The sequence below is a fragment of the Nocardia fodinahabitans genome (assembly GCF_052983615.1).
In genome coordinates this window covers 4,182,462-4,202,621 of sequence record NZ_JBRJJC010000001.1, presented here as the reverse complement: position 1 = coordinate 4,202,621, position 20,160 = coordinate 4,182,462, and the positions used below count along the sequence as shown (strand labels likewise).

Annotated in this window: 18 protein-coding genes and 4 tRNA genes; 9 read left to right on the top strand and 13 right to left on the bottom strand. The window is 67.1% G+C overall.

Going from position 1 to position 20,160, the window contains the following annotated elements:
* Position 1: 1 nt before the first annotated feature.
* Genes NV348_RS19625 through NV348_RS19615 form a run of 3 tightly spaced genes read right to left on the bottom strand, consistent with a single transcriptional unit; the run spans position 2 to position 1,322 of the window.
* A complete protein-coding gene (locus NV348_RS19625; RefSeq protein WP_447148199.1) occupies positions 2 to 598 on the bottom strand; it encodes a DUF2637 domain-containing protein in 597 nt (198 codons plus the stop codon).
* A gap of 2 nt (positions 599 to 600) precedes the next feature.
* Complete coding sequence (locus NV348_RS19620; RefSeq protein ID WP_447148198.1) at positions 601 to 870, bottom strand: hypothetical protein; 270 nt, start codon at positions 868 to 870, stop codon at positions 601 to 603.
* 5 nt (positions 871 to 875) lie between these two features.
* Positions 876 to 1,322 (bottom strand): hypothetical protein, encoded by a 447-nt coding sequence (locus NV348_RS19615; RefSeq protein WP_447148197.1) that lies wholly within the window; start codon positions 1,320 to 1,322, stop codon positions 876 to 878.
* Between the two features lie 209 nt (positions 1,323 to 1,531).
* Between NV348_RS19615 and NV348_RS19610 the strand changes: the two genes are divergently transcribed.
* Positions 1,532 to 2,302 carry a GntR family transcriptional regulator gene (locus NV348_RS19610; protein ID WP_447148196.1) on the top strand — a complete coding sequence of 257 codons (771 nt, stop codon included), beginning with the start codon at positions 1,532 to 1,534 and terminating at the stop codon, positions 2,300 to 2,302.
* 12 nt (positions 2,303 to 2,314) lie between these two features.
* Positions 2,315 to 2,983 (top strand): YdcF family protein, encoded by a 669-nt coding sequence (locus NV348_RS19605; RefSeq protein ID WP_447148195.1) that lies wholly within the window; start codon positions 2,315 to 2,317, stop codon positions 2,981 to 2,983.
* A 46-nt stretch (positions 2,984 to 3,029) separates the two neighbouring features.
* Here the strand turns inward: NV348_RS19605 and NV348_RS19600 are convergent, their stop codons facing one another.
* Positions 3,030 to 3,521: a hypothetical protein gene (locus tag NV348_RS19600; protein ID WP_447148194.1), complete on the bottom strand. Its 492-nt coding sequence runs from the start codon at positions 3,519 to 3,521 to the stop codon at positions 3,030 to 3,032.
* 841 nt (positions 3,522 to 4,362) lie between these two features.
* Here NV348_RS19600 and NV348_RS19595 point away from each other — a divergent pair.
* Entirely contained in the window at positions 4,363 to 4,548 is a 186-nt protein-coding gene (locus tag NV348_RS19595) for a hypothetical protein (protein ID WP_447148193.1), read from the top strand.
* Positions 4,549 to 5,011: 463 nt separating this feature from the next.
* On the opposite strand, the gene NV348_RS19590 is transcribed toward NV348_RS19595, so the two are convergent.
* The 4 genes from NV348_RS19590 to NV348_RS19575 form a co-directional block, all read right to left on the bottom strand.
* Positions 5,012 to 5,088, bottom strand: a tRNA-Phe gene (locus NV348_RS19590).
* Positions 5,089 to 5,146: 58 nt separating this feature from the next.
* Positions 5,147 to 5,220: transfer RNA gene (locus NV348_RS19585), tRNA-Asp, on the bottom strand.
* Between the two features lie 27 nt (positions 5,221 to 5,247).
* A tRNA-Glu gene (locus NV348_RS19580) sits at positions 5,248 to 5,320 on the bottom strand.
* A 92-nt stretch (positions 5,321 to 5,412) separates the two neighbouring features.
* Positions 5,413 to 6,084 (bottom strand): TetR family transcriptional regulator, encoded by a 672-nt coding sequence (locus NV348_RS19575; RefSeq protein WP_447148192.1) that lies wholly within the window; start codon positions 6,082 to 6,084, stop codon positions 5,413 to 5,415.
* Positions 6,085 to 6,878: 794 nt separating this feature from the next.
* On the opposite strand from NV348_RS19575, the gene NV348_RS19570 reads away from it, so the two are divergent.
* A tRNA-Lys gene (locus NV348_RS19570) sits at positions 6,879 to 6,954 on the top strand.
* Positions 6,955 to 7,249: 295 nt separating this feature from the next.
* On the opposite strand, the gene NV348_RS19565 is transcribed toward NV348_RS19570, so the two are convergent.
* Positions 7,250 to 10,189: a toll/interleukin-1 receptor domain-containing protein gene (locus NV348_RS19565; protein WP_447148191.1), complete on the bottom strand. Its 2,940-nt coding sequence runs from the start codon at positions 10,187 to 10,189 to the stop codon at positions 7,250 to 7,252.
* A gap of 241 nt (positions 10,190 to 10,430) precedes the next feature.
* On the opposite strand from NV348_RS19565, the gene NV348_RS19560 reads away from it, so the two are divergent.
* Both NV348_RS19560 and NV348_RS19555 read left to right on the top strand, forming a co-directional pair.
* Positions 10,431 to 11,024, top strand: a complete 594-nt coding sequence (locus NV348_RS19560; RefSeq protein WP_447148190.1) for a DUF937 domain-containing protein — start codon at positions 10,431 to 10,433, stop codon at positions 11,022 to 11,024.
* A 229-nt stretch (positions 11,025 to 11,253) separates the two neighbouring features.
* Positions 11,254 to 12,210, top strand: a complete 957-nt coding sequence (locus NV348_RS19555) for an acyl-ACP desaturase (protein WP_189030104.1) — start codon at positions 11,254 to 11,256, stop codon at positions 12,208 to 12,210.
* 60 nt (positions 12,211 to 12,270) lie between these two features.
* Here the strand turns inward: NV348_RS19555 and NV348_RS19550 are convergent, their stop codons facing one another.
* A complete protein-coding gene (locus NV348_RS19550) occupies positions 12,271 to 12,861 on the bottom strand; it encodes a hypothetical protein (protein WP_447148189.1) in 591 nt (196 codons plus the stop codon).
* Positions 12,862 to 13,161: 300 nt separating this feature from the next.
* Here NV348_RS19550 and dusB point away from each other — a divergent pair, with 300 nt between their 5' ends.
* From dusB to phoU, 3 genes are all read left to right on the top strand, one after another.
* Positions 13,162 to 14,325, top strand: a complete 1,164-nt coding sequence (gene dusB, locus NV348_RS19545) for a tRNA dihydrouridine synthase DusB (protein WP_447148188.1) — start codon at positions 13,162 to 13,164, stop codon at positions 14,323 to 14,325.
* Between the two features lie 193 nt (positions 14,326 to 14,518).
* Positions 14,519 to 16,594 (top strand): LCP family protein, encoded by a 2,076-nt coding sequence (locus NV348_RS19540; RefSeq protein WP_447148187.1) that lies wholly within the window; start codon positions 14,519 to 14,521, stop codon positions 16,592 to 16,594.
* Between the two features lie 91 nt (positions 16,595 to 16,685).
* The gene (gene phoU / locus NV348_RS19535) at positions 16,686 to 17,348 is read left to right on the top strand and encodes a phosphate signaling complex protein PhoU (protein WP_447148186.1); all 663 of its coding nucleotides are present in this window, start codon (positions 16,686 to 16,688) and stop codon (positions 17,346 to 17,348) included.
* A 114-nt stretch (positions 17,349 to 17,462) separates the two neighbouring features.
* On the opposite strand, the gene pstB is transcribed toward phoU, so the two are convergent.
* From pstB to pstC, 3 genes are read right to left on the bottom strand one after another with little or no spacing between them, the layout of a single operon-like run.
* The gene (gene pstB, locus NV348_RS19530; RefSeq protein WP_447148185.1) at positions 17,463 to 18,239 is read right to left on the bottom strand and encodes a phosphate ABC transporter ATP-binding protein PstB; all 777 of its coding nucleotides are present in this window, start codon (positions 18,237 to 18,239) and stop codon (positions 17,463 to 17,465) included.
* A 19-nt stretch (positions 18,240 to 18,258) separates the two neighbouring features.
* Positions 18,259 to 19,164 carry a phosphate ABC transporter permease PstA gene (gene pstA, locus NV348_RS19525; RefSeq protein WP_447148184.1) on the bottom strand — a complete coding sequence of 302 codons (906 nt, stop codon included), beginning with the start codon at positions 19,162 to 19,164 and terminating at the stop codon, positions 18,259 to 18,261.
* Entirely contained in the window at positions 19,164 to 20,135 is a 972-nt protein-coding gene (gene pstC / locus NV348_RS19520) for a phosphate ABC transporter permease subunit PstC (protein WP_447148183.1), read from the bottom strand. The genes pstA and pstC overlap by 1 nt, the downstream gene beginning before the upstream one ends.
* Positions 20,136 to 20,160 lie beyond the last annotated feature (25 nt).

Genomic DNA, 20,160 nt, shown 5'->3' with positions numbered 1-20,160 from the left:
TTCAATTGCCCCCTGTAGGGATCGGGACCGCGACAGGCAGCAACGGAGACACCGGGCGCGGAGAGTGGATGGTGTGCACCGGCGCGACAGCCGGGGCGGGAGCCGAGACCACGGGCACCACATCGGGCACAGGATCAGCGGCAGAGTCGGGTTCAGCCACCACGGCGGCGGGAACGTCGGTCGGCGGAGCGGGTTTGCGCGCCCGCAGCAGCATGGCCAGGCCGTGAGTATCGACAAGCAGTGCGGCCGGGGCGATCACGGCCAGAACCGCAGCCATGACCCCGAAGCCGGAAACCAAGGCGTGGGCGATGTTGCCGCCGATCGAAACCGTCGCGCCCGCGATCAGCACACGGGTGAAGAAGGTTCGTTCAGGACTGTCGGCCAGGGCCAGCACCGCGATGGTGGCTTGAATGATGGTGCCGTCCACGATCACCGGGAACAGCCACGCGAGATGAGTGGGAGTGTGGGCCATGACCGCGAGGTCACGCAGGGCCGCGAACGACAGGACGAACGCGGCGGCACCGATGGCCAGGACGACCAGGACGGCGGACCAGCGTGCCCACCGGATGACCTTGGGTTGCTGATCCGCCGCGCCCATGGTCACACCGCCTGGGACTCGGCCACGGCCGCAGCGTGTTCCTTGGCTGCGTGCTCAGCGGCATCGTGGTCCATGACCAGGCCGGGCAGCTGCTCGGCCAGCTCCCGAGCGGACTGGATCGACAGCATCACGCTGAGCCAGCCGTGTTCCATGACGCAGTTGAGCCGTACGAACGCACGAGTTCCCGCGTCATCACCGGACACCGGCCGAGCAGCGGTGTAGCTCGGCACGGCGCTGAGCGCCAGACCGGCGTCCGCACTGAAATAGGTCATGGCGATCACGCGGCCTTCTGCGCGGCGGGCTGGTTGGCCTTCGCGCCGGAGTTGTCACCGACGATGCCGGTCGCGCGGATGTAGAAACCGATCGACTTGAACTCACCGTTGCCGACCACGCGCGGCTTGAGCATCAGCCCTTCCAACGCGATCGGGCGGAAGCCGGGCATGGCCTCGGCCGAGGAGGGAGTCGGGACGACATCGGAGACGAAGGTGATGTCCAGGCCGGTGTTCTTGGCGCCCTTGCCCGCACCGGCCGGGTCCATGACCGTGGCCTTCCACAGGCGCTTACGCGACCCGTTGCCGTCACGGTCGACGTCGATCTTCTGCCGCTTGGGGGCGTTGCGGTCCGAGCTGAACTCCTGATCGGGCTCGATCTCGCCCACCAGGATCAGGCCCTGGGGGAAGACCGCGGCGAAGTCGGTGGGGATCCACATGTCCTTGAGTGCCATTGAAACCAGCTCCTGAGTGAGTGGCCGGGTCGAACGGTGTGCCCGGCGGTAGATGGCGGTATCCGTGATTAGAACCACCTCTATTGGACACCCAGGGGCGATAGCTGTCAATAGAACCACCTCTATTTTGTGTCAGACCCGCCCTGCACACTTAGGGCTACTCTTAATTGACGAGCCGACTTCACAGTCGAGGAGAAGAGGAAATGCCCATGGGCACGACCGGATATCGCGAGCTCGCGGCTAGGCTTCGGGACGCGATCAAGGCAGGCCAGTATCAGCCAGGTGCCACCCTGCCGAAGCAGGGGGAACTGGCAGAGCAGTACGGCGTAAACGTGAAGACGGTTCGCCAGGCGGTCGGTCTACTTGAGGGCGAAGGCTTGGTTACGCCGATCCGGCGCCGGGGCACCGTGGTTCGTGAACACCCCCCAATGCGGCGACTCGGCACCGAGCGCTACGCCAAGAGGAAATGGAAGTTCGGCGACACGGTCGCGTTCGTCGCGGATCGGGAGGCATCGGGCCGACCGTGGAAGCTGACGGACCAGACGAACACGGTTCGTTTGATCGAGGCCGATGCCGAGATCGCGGAGGCCTACGGAATCCCGCAGGGCACCAACGTGTACGAACGTGCCCGCACGGTTAGCGATGCGGGCCGCCCAACCCACACTTTGACCAGCTACTACCTCCCCGAGCATGTTGAGGGAACGCCGCTCGTTGACCCGGCTGCCGGTCCAGCCGGACGGGGTGGTGGATTCGCGGTCCTCACCCTCCAGGGGTACGAGCCCGATCACATGACCGAGACAATCTCGGCTCGGATGCCAACCCCCGAAGAGACCGAAAAATTGGAACTACCTTCCGGCGAACCGGTGATGATCCTTGTCCGACAGACATATACCGTCGACGATGTCTTGATTGAGTTCGCTCGCGGCGTCCACGCGGCTTCACGGTTCTCGTGGACGTACGACTTCAAGCTGCCCGACTGAGAGGTGCCGCTGATGCCGACAACCGCCTATCCCGCCGCAGTTCGGCCCGATGTCGAAACGTTGTGGCAGTACAACCAGCTCCACCATGACGTTCGCCAGACCGACGTCGGCATCGGTCTCGGTAGCCACGATCTAGGCGTTGCCACCCACACCGCACAGCTCTACGAGGCGGGCAAGTTCCCACTCATCGTCTTCACCGGCGCGAATGCCCCGACAACAGTCGAGCGCTTTCCACGGGGCGAAGCCGTGCACTACCGGGAACACGCCATCGAACTGGGAGTGCCACCCGAAGCGATCCTCCTCGAGCCAAGAGCCACGAATACCAGCGAGAACATCGACTTCACACGAGCTGTCCTCGCGGATCACGGGCTAGCCGACTCGATCCGATCCGCCACCCTCATATCGAGGCCTTACCAGCAGCGACGTAGCTACGCCATATTTCGCAAGCACTGGCCGGAGGTCGAGGTCGTCTGCTCGTCACTCCCGCTCGAACTCCACGAGTACATTGCCACCATCGGCGATGCCGACCGAGTAATCGACATGCTGGTCGGAGACACCCAGCGCGTCTGGCTGTACCCCGAGCGCGGCTGGGCCATCGAGCAAGACGTTCCAACAGCCGTCAAAGACGCCTATGACCGACTTGTCAACGCCGGTTACACATCTCGACTTCTCCCCACTTGATCCTGCAACCCCCATCACCACCCAGCCCGCTCATCACCGAGCTGATCTATCCGCGATCTATTGGATCTGCCAGCAGCATCACCCGGTCGGATGCCGGGTCGAACCCGAGCACTGGGTAGCCGTACTGAAGCTCGGCGCTCATGAACACCGGCTTGTCCAGTCGACGGCCGATCGCGCATACGAAGTCGCACAGGGTGTCCACTCCTGCCTGGCCTTGCAGCTCACGAAGGTCGACGTCGAAATCGATCTCGGTGGCGGACAGCAGCCAAAAGGTCACCTGCACACCTGGAGTGGGCCAGACCCGCAGCTTGACACCCTCCTCCGCATCGACAGGGCGTGGCAGCACCTCCACCGCAGCCGGTAGCGGTCGCACGGTGTCGTCTTCCATGTAGTCCCATGCCCACCCGTTGGACCGGACCAGGTCGAACACCGCTTGCCAGTCGTCCACCGAGACGTCGGGCACCCACAGATCCGGCAACGTACCCATCATGTTCGGGTCGAAGAAGTTCTTGACCTCGCGCCACAGCAGATCTGACATCCGGCCATGCTGCCAGGGCGCTCTATCGGACCGCACCCTGATTTCACCGCAGCCAAGCACTTTCACGGAGTGGTTGCTGAAATTCGCTATATAGAGTCAAGAGCGCCTGCGGCGGCGCATGCGCGCCGCCGCCGCGCTGCGACGCGCAACGCGGCTCCAAACGGACGTCGCCGCGGCGCGTCGGCACGTCGGCGGCGTGCATGCGCCCCCAACGTCAGCCCAGGACACTTTGGCTCACTTCTGCATTCAACCGAGCAGTGCTGGGCGCGACGGGAGCCGTCCCCGGCGAACTCTCCCGCAGTCGACGACGAATCGGCCGGCAAAGGTGCCGGGTCGACTGGCTGTGGTCCAGGTCCACGCGGCGACAGACCGAGCAATCATCGGCGCGTTGGGTGGGTGGTCGTCGGGCCGAGCCCGGTGCTGTGACCCCTCCCCGGTTACCGGCTGAGGTAGTTGCCGAGCCACCGGTCGAGGTTCTCGTCGATGTGGCGGGCGCGGGTGCAGCAGGGTTCGCGGGCCTGGAGGTGGTTGCGTCAGGTGCCGAGGCGGGTGGCGGGGTTGGTGCAGTCGCGTGGATGGCACAGATCGTGCCGGGGGTGATGGCCGGGGTCCTTCCGTGTCGGAGGAATCTGCCGAGTGGCGTACCAGACCGCACCCACCCCGGCAAGGACCAAGCGTTGTCACCACCCGAGGTGGTCACCAGCGGCGACGGGATTTCAACGAGCGATCTCACCGCGGGCACTGTGCCGGGTGACCACCTCGGGCGGTGAGACCTTGCCGGGGTGGGTGCGGCCTGGTCCGGGCGGTGCCCAGATTCCCCCGACACGGAAGGACCCCGACCATGACCATCACCCCCGGCACGATCTGCACCAACCGCGACTGCACCAACCCCGCCACCCACCTCTACGAGTTCACCAACCATGTCAACCAGCCGAGCAGCAAGGCCCGGTGCGAACCCTGCTACACCCGCGCCCGCCACATCGACGAGAACCTCGACCGGTGGCTCGGCAACTACCTCAGCCGGTAACCGGGGAGGGGCCACGGCCCCTTTCTCTGCCCTCCTGGCTTGGCAGACGAATAGCGACCTTCGGCCGCTGGGGTCCCGGCGTCGAGATTGCCGAACGGATTCGCGGTGAGGTCGGTGGTATCGCGACCGCTGGCCGCGCGGGCATGGTCTGGGGTCGGCCTGCATTGTGATCCCGCGCCCCTCACACCTCAAGGGCGCTACGCGTCAGCAAGCTGATGGCATTCGCCACCCTTGACCTGTGAGCCTCTGCGCGTGAGAGGCAGGCCTTATCGGGCAGGCGGGAGCCAGCCCACCTCATGCGCACCCCGACCCCAGCCAAGCCCGAAGGACAAGAATTCCGTGCCCCCAACGTGCCCCAAGGGCCGGTTTTCAGCGGTCAACAGCGGTCAAAACTCGACCGGTACCCACGAGGGGGTATGAACGCAAAAAATCCCCTCTACCAGGGGTTTTGGTGAGGGGATTTTGGTGGCCAGGGCCGGGATCGAACCGGCGACCTTCCGCTTTTCAGGCGGACGCTCGTACCAACTGAGCTACCTGGCCGCAGGCACCCGTACTGAATGCCATACGCGAAGCGCCGGATCGCTCCGGCGCTTACTTGCGACCCTGACGGGACTCGAACCCGCGACCTCCGCCGTGACAGGGCGGCGCGCTAACCAACTGCGCCACAGGGCCTTGCTGTACTACACAGTCCGAAGACTGTACCCCCTACGGGATTCGAACCCGCGCTACCGCCTTGAAAGGGCGGCGTCCTAGGCCGCTAGACGAAGGGGGCTCGTCCCAGATCTCTCCGGACCGGCTTTCAACGTTTCCGTTGGGAGCTCGCATAGCTTATGACAGGTGTGCGCAGACTTCCAAATCGGCTGGTCAGGCGCCCAAACCGAGGTCATCCAGGCGAGCCTGTGAACGCCACCCGTCGCTGCGGAAGTTCTGGATCCACACCGGGGTCGCCATCGCCTCCACGATAACCTCCAGCACCTCGGCGAACCGGGCGCGCAGATCGGCGGCCGAACCGTTGGTGATCGGGTCGACCAGATAGCGCTGGCCGGCCAGGGCCGCGGAGAGCGTGCGGGTGAAGCGGTCGGGGTCGGCATCGGCGCGCAGCTGCCCGTCGTCGATGGCGCGCACGGCCAGCACCCGGGTGGCCCGGCCGACGATGCGGCCGCCACCGTTGCCCGCGTCGCGGTGGAACTCGGGCTCGATCACGAGCCGGTACTCGGCCTGCACGATGGTGTCGTGCTCGAGCCGCAGCGCGATCTCGTCGACCATCCCGTGCAGGACGTCGAGCGGCCCCAGGTCGGCGCGGGCCAGCCAGCGCTCCGCGCAGACGCGGTAGCGCTCGACCGCGGTCTCCAGTACCGCGCGCGCCAGATCCTCCTTGGAGTCGAAGTGGAAGTACATCGCACCCTTGGTCGCGCGCGAACCTTCCAGAATGCGGTTGAGCGATGCCGCGGCATATCCGCTCTTCCCGAACTCGACGGCCGCGGACTTGATTATCGCCGCGCGTGTCCGGCGTGCCCGCTCTTGCTGCCGTGCCATGCTCGAAACGCCTCCGAACCTTCTCGTCGCTAACGATCAATAACCAACCGATAGCGCGAATTGTGGTTTTATTACAAACTTTCGGTATGAAATCTCGCAGAAATGCCGGTACCCCTCCGGCTGGTATAGTTCGCCTGCCCGAGTGCGCCGCAGGGGGTGCACACTCGGGCTCAACTACCTGTGAGAACCGCCTCCTCCTGCGGTAACGATTGCCCCTTTGCCGAAGATTCGCGCGCCCATCGCGTTTACCCCGGCACTTCGAACCCTCGATGAATTCCTCGACACCGCACCCAGCACCGGGCCGTCGGATAACGCGGCACCGGTGATTGTTCGGAAATTCACCCGGCGATCACCGTACCCGCATTCCGCAGCCGACACGCGGCAAATGGAACACCCATCCGAACATCCGGTTCGGTTATCCAGTCCAGCAAACGAGGCGCAACCGAAATGGTTTCGTAAGCTACGAATTCCGTAGGCGCACAGCCCGGTTGACCCGGCCCACCCCCGCGCGCGAACCCCCTGCTGTTCGCCCGCCGGTCGCGAGACCCACGCCCACACCGGACCACCTCATCGGCCACGAAACCCCTGCTCATCGAAAACTGTTGCGATACAACAGTATTCGATACCATGCCGAAGCCGGAAGCGCGAACGGTGATGGGTACCAGTTGTTTACCACGAATCGTCGAGCCCCGGCGGTTCGTTACCGGCGCCCACCAGCGCCGACCCGGGCCGCCGGCGGCGCCGGGGACCGGTATTCGGCCCGACGGCACAGTGTCGGTTAGACTCCCCACCGCGCCCCTTTAGCTCAGTTGGTAGAGCTGGTGACTTTTAATCACTAGGTCGTAGGTTCGAGTCCTACAGGGGGCACCATGTTTCACCCGGCTGACCTGCGGGAATAGCCGGAGCGAGCCATCCGGCTGAGCCCGTGCACCGGGACGACCACCCGCGCAACGCGCATGCGCGCCGTCTGCATCCCGACGATTCCCGCCCGGCCACCCGGGATACGAGATTCCTCGCGCGCGGGCACACAGCTCCGTCAGGTGAATTCTTGTGATTCCCGCCACGCTGACACTAGGTCAGCGATCGTCGGGATGGGGCGGGAGACCAGGGCAGACCGGGCGGAACTCCACATCCGGGGACACCCATTCCGACCACTGTTCGCGGCTCATTTCATAAGGAAGCTTGTCGCACAGCAGCCGTGCCCATATCTCGGGACCGGGCCAGGTCCAGAGGGTGGTCTTGTCGGCGAAGTCCTGCTGCCTGGTTCGGACGATCGTGTTGTCCGCACTGATCCACACGCCTTCGATCCAGCCGGGTGCCCCTGCAACGGCTCGCCGATCGGGTGGCCGTCGGCCAGATCCCAGAAGCGCAGAGTCCGGTCGCTGGAGCCGGAAACGATAAAGCGGCTGTCGGCGCTGATGGCCAAGCTCCGCACCCAGTCCGTGTGCCCTGCCATCGCGGGACCGATCTGCTCGCCGGTTCGCGTATCCCAGCGGCGCAGAGTGGCTTCCTCACCGGTGACGAACCGGGACCCGTCGGGAGCCATCGCCGCCGACCAGATGAACTTGGCACGAATCTCTTTGACGAGCGCACCGGTGTGCACGTCCCAGAGACGTACCGAATCGGGACTATGGGTGAGCAGGCGGGTTTCAGCAGCATCGAATTCGATGCTGCTGATGTCGGAGGTGTGCCCGGTCATCGGGTCGCCGATCGGTACCCCGGTCTCGGCGTTCCACAGCCGGACAGTCTCGTCGTCGACCGCCGCGAGATAGCGGCCGTCCGGGCTGAGCGCGATCCCGTCGATCTCGGGCAGCCCCTCGAACCGCCCACCGACGAGCGCGGCGGTGTCGGTGTTCCACATCTGAATGACGTTTCCGAGGGTGACGGTGGCCAGCCGGGAGCCATCCGCGGCGAAGTCCAGATCACCCACCTGCTCACCGAATCCGGTCAGTGGGCGGCCCACCTGCTCGCCGGCCTCGGTGTTGTAGAAGGTGACGGTCTCGTCTGGGCCGGCGAGGGCGACGCGGCGGCCGTCCGCACTGACCGCCGCGCGGGCTCCGAAATCGTCGGGGTAATCGGCGAGACGGATGCCGCGGCCGGACTGCGAATCCACCACCCAGACGGAGGCATCCGCGTCGACCTGCGTGACGTAGCGGCTGCCCTCGCCTTCGAGGGCCAGCACCGCACCGAAGCCCGGCTCAGGTGATCCCTTGTCCGACGGCCAAGAAGCGCCGAGCGAACCGGATCGGCTGATATTCCAGACGCGCATCGTCCCGTCGAACGCCGTGGAGGCGAGGCGGTGGCCGTCGGGACCGAACTCGACACCCATGACCCACCCGGAGTGACCCGCCAACGGCGCCCCCTCCGCCGTCCCGGTGGCCACGTTCCACAATCTGACCGTGTTGTCGGTCGACCCGGAAGCCAATCTGGTGCTGTCCGGGCTGAAGGCTACGGAATTGACGAGTCCCTCGTGCCCTGCGAGCGGATCACCCACCGGTTGACCCGTGTTGGCGTCCCAGAGAAGGAGCCCGTTGCCGAACTCGGGCGCCGCGGCCGCCATACTGACCGTGCTGAGGCTGCCGGATGCGATGTGTCGACCATCAGGACTCCAAGCGACGGACTTCACAGTCTGACTGTGCCGACGCAAGATCGCCGGTGAAGCCGCGGGAGAATCGACGTTCCAGATACGCACAGTGGTGTCTTCGCCGCCGGAGACGAAGTGCCGTCCGTCCGGGCCGAATGCCACAGAGTTCACCGCGCCTTCGTGGCCGGTGAACACCTCCGTGCGACCGTCGACGATGTCCCACCACCGGATCGTGCCGTCCTGGCCGCCCGCCGCCAACACCGACCGGCCATCCGGCGAGAAGGCGACGCTGTTGACGACGCTGTCGAAGCCCACCAGCGGTGGTACGACCGACTTTCCGGTCTCGGCATCCCAGATCTGCACCGCGCCGTCTGCGCTGGTGCCCGCGATCCGGCGACCATCCGGACTGAACACCGCCCGCAGTGCGCGTGGCTGCGGCTCGAAGACCCGATCGATGCGGGCGCCCGTCGCCGCATCCCACAGCCGCATCTCCACACCGCTGGTGAGGATTCGGTCGCCCGCCGGGCTGAACGCGATGCTGAAGTCCGGCGTGGCTGTCCGATAGGCCTCGGCCATGACATCGAGTCCCTCGAGGACGACGTTCGTATTGAACGGTTTTCCCGTCTGCACGATCTTGTCCACCGCCGCTTCGGCATTCAGCGTCCGCAGCAACGCTCCCTCGTCGAAGTCGGGCGTGATCTCTCGCGCGGCGAGCGTCTGCTGGATCGCCCGCACGTCATCGCGGGGCCGAGCACCGGCCAGCATCGACTCGGTGTCGGAGACCAAACGCAGCCCGATCGCCTGGTTGCGCTGCCGCATCGCCTCCTGCTGCCGGTCGATGGCGATGAAGGCGGCGACCAGCGCGAGGACGGTGAGCAGCACCAGTCCCGCGATCGCGGCGCGGCGTAGCCGCCGGAACCGGCGTTGCTCCCGCAGGTCCTCCCCCGCCAGTTCGTATTTCGGCTTGCCGTGGATCGGCGCGGCCAGGTCGGTGAGCTTCTCCCGGAAGAGCGCGGCGCGTGGGTCCCAAGGCGCGTCCTCGGTGACGTCGACGTAGAGGGGCTCGGTGGGCAGTGCCCCCGGCTGGGTCAGAACCGGCAGCGCCACCGTCGAGCGCGCGGGATCGAAGCGGTGGGTGTCGCGATCCCATGTCACCTGTCCGCCCGAGACGACGAACAGCAACTGTTCTGGTCCGCGCGTGCGCAGCCAGTAGCCGATCTCGCGGTCGACCCATGCCGACGCGGCCGAGTGCTGGGAGAGCACCACGATGCAGTAGCGGGCCTGGTCCATCGCCTCGGCGACCTTGCCCCACAGGTCGGGGCTCGCGGTCAGGTCGGTCGCGTCGCGGAACACGCGCAAGGCGTGCAGGCGGCCGACGCGGCGGCCGATGCGGTGCAGGCCGCGCTGGATGCCTGCCGCGATCGCGCGGTCGGCGTGTGAATACGACAGGAAGGCGTCGTAGGTGAGCGGCGATGCTGGACTCGGCGGCGGGTCCGCCGCCATCGTCATCGGCTCGGCCATCGTCCTCACTCCCAACCCGGTGCGCCGTTCTTCTCAACGGTCCGGCTTCGGCGTTTGCGAGGCACGCGTACCCGGCTACCCGGGTTCGGCGGCGGCCGACTCCCCGGGCCGGAGATCCAACGTCACGTGGCGACGCGCCAGACGCAGACGCCGCCGAAAACCCCCGGTTCCGCCATCTCGGTCCCCTACCCTGAGCCCGACCCGGGCACTACCGGGCACACCTTCGACACAGGCGGAGCCGATGACTTCCTTCGACGATTTGCTCTCCCAAGTACCGATCGCCCAGATCGCCGACCAGCTCGGCGTCGACCAGGCGACCGCGACCAGCGCCGTCCAGGCCGCGCTGCCGACGCTGCTCGGCGGCCTGCAGGCCAACGCGGCCGAGCCGCAGGGCGCCGCGTCGCTGCTCGGCGCGCTCGACAACCACGGCGGGCTGGTCGAGGGCGAGGGCGCCGTCGACCTGCAGCAGGTGGACGTGGCCGACGGCGAGAAGATCGTCGACAACGTCTTCGGCGACGAGAAGAACACCGTCATCAGCGCCCTCGGCGAGACCGGCGGGACCGGCGGCAACGACCTGATCGGCAAGCTGCTGCCGATCCTGGCGCCGATCGTGCTCGCCTATGTCGCCAAGCAGCTCACCGGCGGTGGCGGCGCGGCCGCGCCCGCGCCCCAGCCGCAGGCCTCCGGCGGCGGTCTCGGTGATCTGCTCGGCGGGCTGATCAGCGGCAGCACCGGCAGCGGGGGTCTCGGCGGCGTGATCGGCGAGGCGCTGGCGAAGAACGCGGGCGGCGGTCTCGGCAGCATTCTCGGCGGGCTGCTCGGTGGCAAGCGCTGAGAGGTTTCCCACCGGGAGCTAACACCGCGCGGCCCGCAGCGATAGTCCCTACGCTGCGGGCCGAACACCTAGACTCGTCAGCACGACGAGACGGCATCGGCCGAGGTTGTGGCGTTGGTCAAACTCGGCAGAATTCCACTCAGTTGCGTTTCGCATCACACCTACGGTGCCGTAAGGTATGGCCGCATCGCGACGTTCGACCGTAAGCACGACAGCGAAGGGTTTTTACATGGCAAGGGATCTGACTCAACTCGAACTGCTCACAGAGTTGGAGCCGGTTGCCGAAGAAAACGTCAATCGGCACCTGTCGCTGGCCAAGGAATGGCATCCCCACGACTATGTCCCGTGGGATGAGGGCCGCAACTTCGCCGCCATGGGCGGCATCGACTGGGATCCGGAGCAGTCCAAGCTCAACGAGGTCGCCAAGGCGGCCATGATCACCAACCTGCTCACCGAGGACAACCTGCCGTCCTACCACCGTGAGATCGCCGAGAACTTCTCCCAGGACGGCGCCTGGGGCACCTGGGTGGGTCGCTGGACCGCCGAGGAGAACCGGCACGGCATCGTGATGCGCGACTACCTGGTGGTCACCCGCGGTGTGGATCCGGTCGCCCTCGAGAACGCCCGCATGATCCACATGACCAACGGTTTCGCCTCACCCACCGAGGTCGACGCCGGATTCCTGCACTCGGTCGCCTACGTGACCTTCCAGGAGCTGGCCACTCGCGTGAGCCACCGCAACACCGGCAAGGTCTGCGACGACCCGATCGCCGATCGCATGCTGCAGCGCGTCGCCGCCGACGAGAACCTGCACATGATCTTCTACCGCAACCTGTGCGGCGCGGCTCTGGACCTGAGCCCCGACCAGGCGATCGAGGCCATCTCCCTGATCGTGGAGAACTTCCAGATGCCCGGCGCCGGTATGCCGAACTTCCGCCGCAACGGCGTGCTGATGGCCAAGCACGGCATCTACGACCTGCGTCAGCACCTCGAAGAGGTCGTCCAGCCGGTGCTCAAGAAGTGGAACATCTTCGAGCGGACCGACTTCACCGCCCGCGGCGAGGCCACCCGTGAGCGGCTGGCCGGTTTCCTCGACAAGCTGGGCCAGGACGTGCTCAAGTTCGAGGAGCAGCGCGACAAGATGCTGGCCCGCGAGGCCAAGAAGCTCGAACTGGCCCGCGTCTAGCCGAGAACCACACAGCGCCGCCCTCCGGATCCGGAGGGCGGCGCTGTTTCGTCGGTGGGGCTATTTGGTCGGCAGGGCGCCGTCGGTGCTGCCGACGTCGGTGATCTGCCAGTCCTTGCCCGCATCGACGGTGATGTTGTAGGTGACTGTGTTGCGCAGGCCGTCGGGGTTCTGGGCGTTGGTGGTGCTCACATCGACGAACGCGGCCACCTGGTAGACCTCCCCCTCGCGCGACATCACCTTGGCGGTGATCGGCGTCGCGCTGGAGGTCCACTTCAGCGGGACGATGATCTGCTGGAGTTTGTCGCCGGTCGCCGCGAACTTGCTGGACAACTCCGGCGAGGTACCTGCCTTCAGTTTGGCCACCCAGGCGTCGACGTCCTGGTAGTTCAGGGTCGCCGAGCCGACGGCGTAGTCGAGCGCGATCTGCTCGGCCTTCGCGTCGTCGGCGTCGCGGGCCTTCATGTCGGAGAGCTCGGAGCGCGCCGAGCCGAGCAGTACGCCGAGCACGATCGCGATGATCGCGAGGACGGCGATGACAGCGCCGCCGATCAGCGACGAGATCTGCACGGCGACCGTTCCCTTGTCCGGCCGCGCGGGCGCGGCGGCGGGCTTGGTCAGATCGGTGGCGTCGTCAGCGGGTTCGGCCATGGGTGGTTTCTCCGATTACGTGGGGACAGCGCACCGCCGGAGGCGACGGTGCCGGCAGTCACAGGTTACTGAGCCGTACCGCGCGCAGCGATCGGCCACGACCGAATGCTGTCGTGTTGCTCACACCTGTCGGCCGCCTCGGGCGGTCATGATGCTGTAACCATACGAAACAGGTACTGGGCGATATTGATCACACCCCGCTCGTCGCGTCGGCGAGGCGCGGCCCCGAGCCGTCGAGAAGGCCCCCTGTGATCGGCCGCACCAGGGCTTTTTGTCGTCGCGACCTCGGGTGATGAGACAATGGCTGGCGTGACTACGACGATGCCCCAGGTGACGACGCCGCTGCGGATCGGGCCCTACCCGGTCGATCCGCCCGTGGTGCTCGCCCCGATGGCGGGCATCACCAACCGCGCCTTCCGCACCCTGTGCCGGGAGTTCGGCAGCGCGACGTCCATTTACGTCTGCGAGATGATCACCGCCCGCGCGGTGGTCGAGCGCAACGAGAAGACGCTGCACATGATGTCGTTCGACGCCGACGAGAACCCGCGCTCGATGCAGCTCTACGGCGTCGACCCGAAGACGCTCGGCGAGGCGGTGCGGATCATCGTCGGCGAGGGCTGGGCCGATCACATCGACCTCAACCTGGGTTGCCCGGTCCGCAAGGTGACCCGGCTCGGCGGCGGCTCGGCCCTGCCGTACAAGCGCAGGCTCTTCGCCAATATCGTCCGGGAGATGGTCGCGGCGGCCGAACCCGCCGGCGTCCCGGTGACCTTCAAGTTCCGCATCGGCATCGACGACGACCACCAGACCTACCTCGACACCGGCCGCATCGCCGAGGCCGAGGGCGCGGCCGCCGTCGCCCTGCACGCCCGCACCGCGGCCCAGCTGTACTCCGGCGCGGCCGACTGGTCGGCCATCGCACGGCTCAAGGAAGCCGTCACCACCATCCCCGTGCTCGGCAACGGCGATATCTTCTCCGCCGACGACGCCCTGCGGATGATGGCCGAGACCGGCTGCGACGGCGTCGTCGTCGGCCGCGGCTGCCTCGGCCGCCCCTGGCTGTTCGCCGAACTCAGCGCCGCGCTGCGCGGCGAGCCGATCCCCGACGGGCCGACGCTCGGCCGCGTCGGCGAGATCCTGATCCGGCACGCGACGCTGCTCACCGCCCACGACGGCGAGGACAAGGCGATGCGCGACATCCGCAAGCACATGGCCTGGTACCTGATGGGCTTCCCGGTCGGCTCGCAGCTGCGCCGCAGCTTCGCCACCGTCTCCCAGCTCGCGCAGCTCGAAGACCTCGTCGCCCAGCTCGACCCGGCGGTCCCCTTCCCCACCGACGCCCTCGGCCCGCGCGGCCGCCAGGGCTCCCCGCAGACCAAGGTCGCCCTCCCCGACGGCTGGCTCGACGACCCCGAGGACGACACCGTCCCCGCCGCGGCCGACGTGATGCACAGCGGCGGCTGATTTCTCCCCTGCCCGACCTTCCGCTTTCGCGCCGGTCAGAGCGTCGCAACGAGATCGTCAGCGAATCTGTTGTGTACAGGAGTGGCCACTCGTGGCGGAATCGTTATCATTGCGGACATCGTTCGGCTGCGGTTCGAATCGGAGCCGGGCGATGACGCGCATGCTGCGGCAGATAGAGAAGTGAGGTTCGTTGGTGGGTGACGATCGGCGTGGGCGAACGCCCCGGCCCGGAAGTCGCGCCCCCTGGGAGCGCTATCCGACGGCCGAACCCACCGAGCAGCCGGAGACGGGCGCGCGACGTTCCCGGCACGTGGAAGCGACGCAGGACCCCGGTGCGGCCCCACTGACGGTGCAAGACCTCGTCGACCGGGTCGACAGCGAACGCACCAGGCGCGGCAGGCGCAACAACGCCGCCGAGGCCGAGGGTTCGCGTGCGGGCCGCCGGGCCCGCGAGCAGGCGCCGCGGCCCACCCAGCGCCCCGACCTCGCCCCGCGCGCCGACAGCTCGCCCGTCGTCGACGACATCGCGGGCGCACCCCATCGCGCCGAATCCCCCGCCGACCGCACCGCGACCACCGCACTGCCCGCTCAGGCCCCCGAGGCGGGCCGAGCGCCGCGCAAGCCGACCCCGCCCCGCCGGACCCACGATCCGATCGGCGACCTGGCCACCGACATCCTCCCGGCGGTCACCGCCGAGCCGCCGGAGCGCGCCAGGCCGGTCAAGACCGCCGCGGGCGGCGCGCCGCCGCGCCGCCCCGCCGCCGACGGCCCCCGCGGCAAGCAGGCGCGGATGGCGGGCCGGGGCGCCCTCGTCTTCTTCGCGGTGCTGACGCTGGTCGTCACCGGTGGTGGCTGGAGCTATCTGCGCGCCACCGGCAACGCCTTCACCCAGGTCTCGGCGCTCGACGGCACCACCGAGGACGTGCTCGACGGCGACATGCAGCTCGGTGACGAGAACTATCTGATCGTCGGCACCGACACCAGGGCTGGCGTCAACGCCGAGTTGGGTGCGGGGACCACCGACGACGCCGAGGGCGCACGCGCCGACACGGTGATGATGGTGCACATCCCGAAGAATCGGTCGAGGGTCGTCGTCGTCTCGTTCCCGCGCGACCTCGATGTGACCAGGCCGAAGTGCGCGGCCTGGGACAACGATAAGGGCGCATACACCGACGAGAAGGTCCCCACGTTCATCGGCGATAAACTCAACGCCGTCTACGCGAGCGGCGGCCCGCGATGCCTGGTCGATGTGATCCGCAAGATGTCGGGTCTCAACATCGGTCACTTCATCGGCATCGACTTCGCCGGTTTTCAAGCGATGGTGGATCAGATCGGCGGCGTCGAGGTGTGCTCGACCAAGCCGATCATCGACGGCGTGCTCGGCCCGGTCCTGGAGACCTCGGGCAAGCAGCGCGTCGGCGGCGAGACCGCGCTCAATTATGTGCGCGCCCGGCACGTCGTCGGCGAGGAGCGCAGTGACTACGACCGGATCAACCGACAGCAGAAGTTCATGGCCTCGCTGTTGCGCGGCGCGCTGTCGAGCAAGGTGCTCTTCGATCCGGGCAAGCTCAACGGCTTCATCCAGGCGTTCACCAGCCACACCTTCGTGGACAAGGTGACCCCGCAGGACCTGCTGCTCCTCGGCCGCTCGCTGCAGAAGATGGATGCGGGCGCGGTCACCTTCCTGACGATCCCCACCGCCGGCACCACCTCCTACGGCAACGAGATTCCCCGCGAAACCGACATCAAGGCGATCTTCCGCGCGGTCATCGACGACCAGCCGCTCCCTGGCGAGGTGAAGGCACCGGAGGTGGAGAGCTCCGCTCCGACGCCGGCGCCCGCCGCACCCAAGCTGTTCGCGGTCTCACCGAGCACGATGTCGCTGCTGGTCTCCAACGGCTCCGGCCAGCCGGGCGCGGCCAATCGCGCCGCGACCAAGCTGGACAACCAGGGCTTCCAGATCTACAGCACCGGCAACTACGCGGGCGGCACCGCGACGACCTCCAAGATCCGCTTCGCCGAGGGTATGGAGGCCGAGGCAGCGACCGTGGCGAGCACCATCCCCGGTGCGAGCCTGGAGCAAGCCAATGAGCTGGGCAGCATCATCGAGGTGGTGATCGGTACCGATTTCGCGGGCACCGTCCGCACGGTGGCCCCGTTCGGCTCCGAACTGCCGAACGTGCCGATCGGCACTCCGCACAGCGCCGGGCCGGTGGCACTCCCGTCCGATCTCGAGCACATGAACGCCGCCGACGACACCTGCAAGTAGAGCGACCCCGCTGAGCTGCCACGACACTGCCACACGGCATTCACTCACCGTTGGGTGACAGCGCCGAGGGTACCCACTAGGGTCTGCATTTATGCGTGTCATCTACAACGAGCAAATGGCCGATCTCGCCAATCTTCTGGGTGAGATGGCCGGTCTCGCTGGCCAGGCGATGGAACAGGCCACCCAATCCCTGCTGCAAGCCGACCTCGCCCTGGCCGAGCAGGTCATCGGTGAGCAGGACCGGATCTCGGTGATGATCACCGAGGCCGAGGAAAAGGCCTTCGCCCTGCTCGCGCTGCAGGCCCCCGTCGCGGGCGATCTGCGCCAGGTGGTGAGCGCCATCCAGATCGTCGGTGACGTCAACCGGATGGGCGCGCTGGCACTGCACGTCGCCAAGGTGACCCGCCGCCGCCACCCCAACCACGCGCTGCCCGAATCGGTCAACGGCTACTTCGCCGAGATGGGCCGCATCGCGGTCAACATGGGCGCGGGCGCCAAGGAGGTGCTCGAGACCCGTGATCCCGAGCGCGCCGCCCAGCTCAATCAGGACGACGAGGCGATGGACGACCTCCACCGCCACCTGTTCACCCTGCTGATGGACCGCGAGTGGAAGTACGGCGTCGCCTCGGCCGTCGATGTCACCCTGCTCGGCCGCTACTACGAGCGCTTCGCCGACCACGCCGTCGAGATCGGCCGCCGGGTGATCTTCCTGGTGACGGGTGTCCTCCCGACCGACGAGGATCTCGAGAGCTGACTCGCAGCAAAGGCCCGTGCATACAGTGCACGGGCCTTTCGCATACCTGCTTACGCAACGTCTCCCCGCGCCTCAGTCCGGCCTGAGTCGCGGGGAGTCGGGGAGTCGGGGAGCCTATCCGAAGCGGCCGGAGATGTAGTCTTCCGTGGCGCGCTGGGTGGGGTTGGAGAAGATCTTCTCGGTGTCGTCGATCTCGATCAGCCTGCCGGGCTTGCCCTGGGCCTCGAGGTTGAAGAAACCGGTCTGGTCACTCACGCGCGCGGCCTGCTGCATGTTGTGGGTGACGATGACGATGGTGAATTCCTTCTTCAGCTCCGTGATCAGGTCCTCGATCGCCAGGGTGGAGATCGGGTCGAGGGCCGAACACGGCTCGTCCATCAGCAGCACGTCGGGCGAGACCGCGATCGCGCGAGCGATGCACAGACGCTGCTGCTGACCACCGGAGAGGCCGCCGCCCGGCTTGTCGAGGCGGTCCTTGACCTCGTTCCAGAGGTTGGCGCCGCGCAGCGAGCGCTCGGCGACCTCGTCGAGTTCCTTCTTGTTGCGCACGCCCTGCAGCTTCAGACCCGCCACCACGTTGTCGCGAATGGACATGGTGGGGAACGGGTTCGGCCGCTGGAACACCATGCCGATGGTGCGGCGCACCCCGACCGGGTCGATGTTGGCGCCGTAGATGTCCTCGCCGTCGAGCAGCACCGCGCCCTCGACGCGGGCGTTCGGGGTCACCTCGTGCATCCGGTTCAGCGAACGCAGCACGGTGGACTTGCCACAACCGGAGGGACCGATGAAGGCGGTGACGCTGCGGGGCAGCACGGTCAGCTCGACGCTCGACACAGCGTGGAAGGCACCGTAGTAGATGTTGAGATCTTTGACGTCGATCCGCTTGGCCATCTGAGTTATCCGTTCGCTTCTATCGGTTCCGGGTGAGCAGCTTGTTGACGCCGGCGGCGGCCAGGTACAGCGCCGCGATCATCAGGATGAGCGTGAGCGCCGCACCCCAGACACGTTCGCGACCGGCGGCCTCCGGGTTGGCCAGCTCTTGGTAGATCAGCAGCGGCAACGAGGCCATGTTGCCGTCGAAGATGTTCTGATTGATCGACTTGGAGTAGCCGACCAGCACGAGCACCGGCGCGGTCTCACCCATGACGCGGGCCAGGGCGAGCAGGATGCCGGAGATCATGCCGGGCGCCGCGGTGGGGATGACGATCCGCAGGATGGTCTTCCACTTCGGCACACCGAGCGCGTAGGACGCTTCACGCAGCTCGTCGGGCACCAGCTTGAGCATCTCCTCGGTGTTGCGCACGACGACGGGCAGCATCAGCAGCACCAGCGCCAGCGAGACGGCGAAGGAGCTCTGCGGCATGCCGAGGGTGGCGATCCAGAGCGCGAAGATGAACAGCGCGGCGACGATCGAGGGCACACCGGCGAGGATGTCGACCATGAAGGTGGTGACCTTGGCGAGCCTGCCCCGGCCGTACTCGACCAGGAACACCGCGGCCATGACGCCCAGCGGCACGGCGATCACCGAGGCGATCGCGGCCTGCACGATGGTGCCGTAGATCGCGTGGTAGACACCGCCGCCGGTCTGATCCGGCAGGATGCCCTTCTGCGAGTTCATCCACCAGTCGGCGGACAGGATCGCGGTGATGCCCTTGGTGACCACCAGGCCGAGCACCCACACCAGCGGGATCAGCGCGATCACGAAGCACAGCGTGACCAGGCCGGTCGCGATGTTGTTCTTGATCCGCCTGCCGGTGCTGACGTGGCGGAACGTAGGCGCTTTGACCGGCTTGTCGAGGGTCGTTGTGCTGGTCATCAGCCGTTCACCTTTCCGCCGGAAGCGAGGCGGGCCAGCGCGTTGACGACGAAGGTCAGCGCGAAGAGGACGAAGCCCGCGGCGATGTAGGCGCCGGTCGGCAGCGGCGAGCTGAATTCCGAAGCCGCCGAGGCGATCTTGGAAGCGAAGGTGTAGCCGCCGTCGAAGAGCGACCAGCCGCCCGCCTGGCTGGCGGTGCGCAGCACGACGAGGACCGCGATGGTCTCACCGAGCGCGCGGCCGAGGCCGAGCATGGAGCCCGCGATCACACCGCTGCGGCCGTAGGGCAGCACAGTCATCCGCACGACTTCCCACTTGGTCGCGCCGAGCGCCTGCGCCGCCTCGATGTGGGCGCGCGGGGTCAGCGCGAAGACCTCGCGGGCGACGGAGGTGATGATCGGCAGGATCATCACGGCGAGCACGACGCCGGCGGTGAAGATGGTGCCACCGCCGCCGATCGAGACGTTGCCGTCGGAGAAGAGGAAGAACCAGCCCAGCTGGTCGTTGAGGAACTGCTGGACCGGCGCGATCTGCGGCGCCAGCACCAGGAAGCCCCAGAGACCGAACACGATCGAGGGCACGGCGGCGAGCAGGTCGACCAGCATCGTGAACGGCTTGCCCAGCCGCGACGGCGCGTAGTGCGTCAGGAACAGCGCGATGCCGACGCCGATCGGCACCGCGACGACGAGCGCGAACACCGCGCTCAGCACCGTGACCATGAACAGGTCACGGATACCGAAGCGCAGGTTGTTCGCGTCGTTGGTGGAGAATTCGGTGCTGGTGAAGAAGTTGACCTCGTCAGCCCTGAGCGAGGGTACCGCGCGGATCAGCAGGAACAACGCGATCAACGCGATGGCGGCGACGATGGTCGCGCCGGCCGCGGTGGCCAGCCACCGGAAGATCGTCTCGGCGTTCAGTCGGCCGGTACGACGCCCGTCAGGGGCCTTGTCGATTTTCGGTTCGGTCGGCATAGTCGCAGTATCTCCGGCCGCCCGC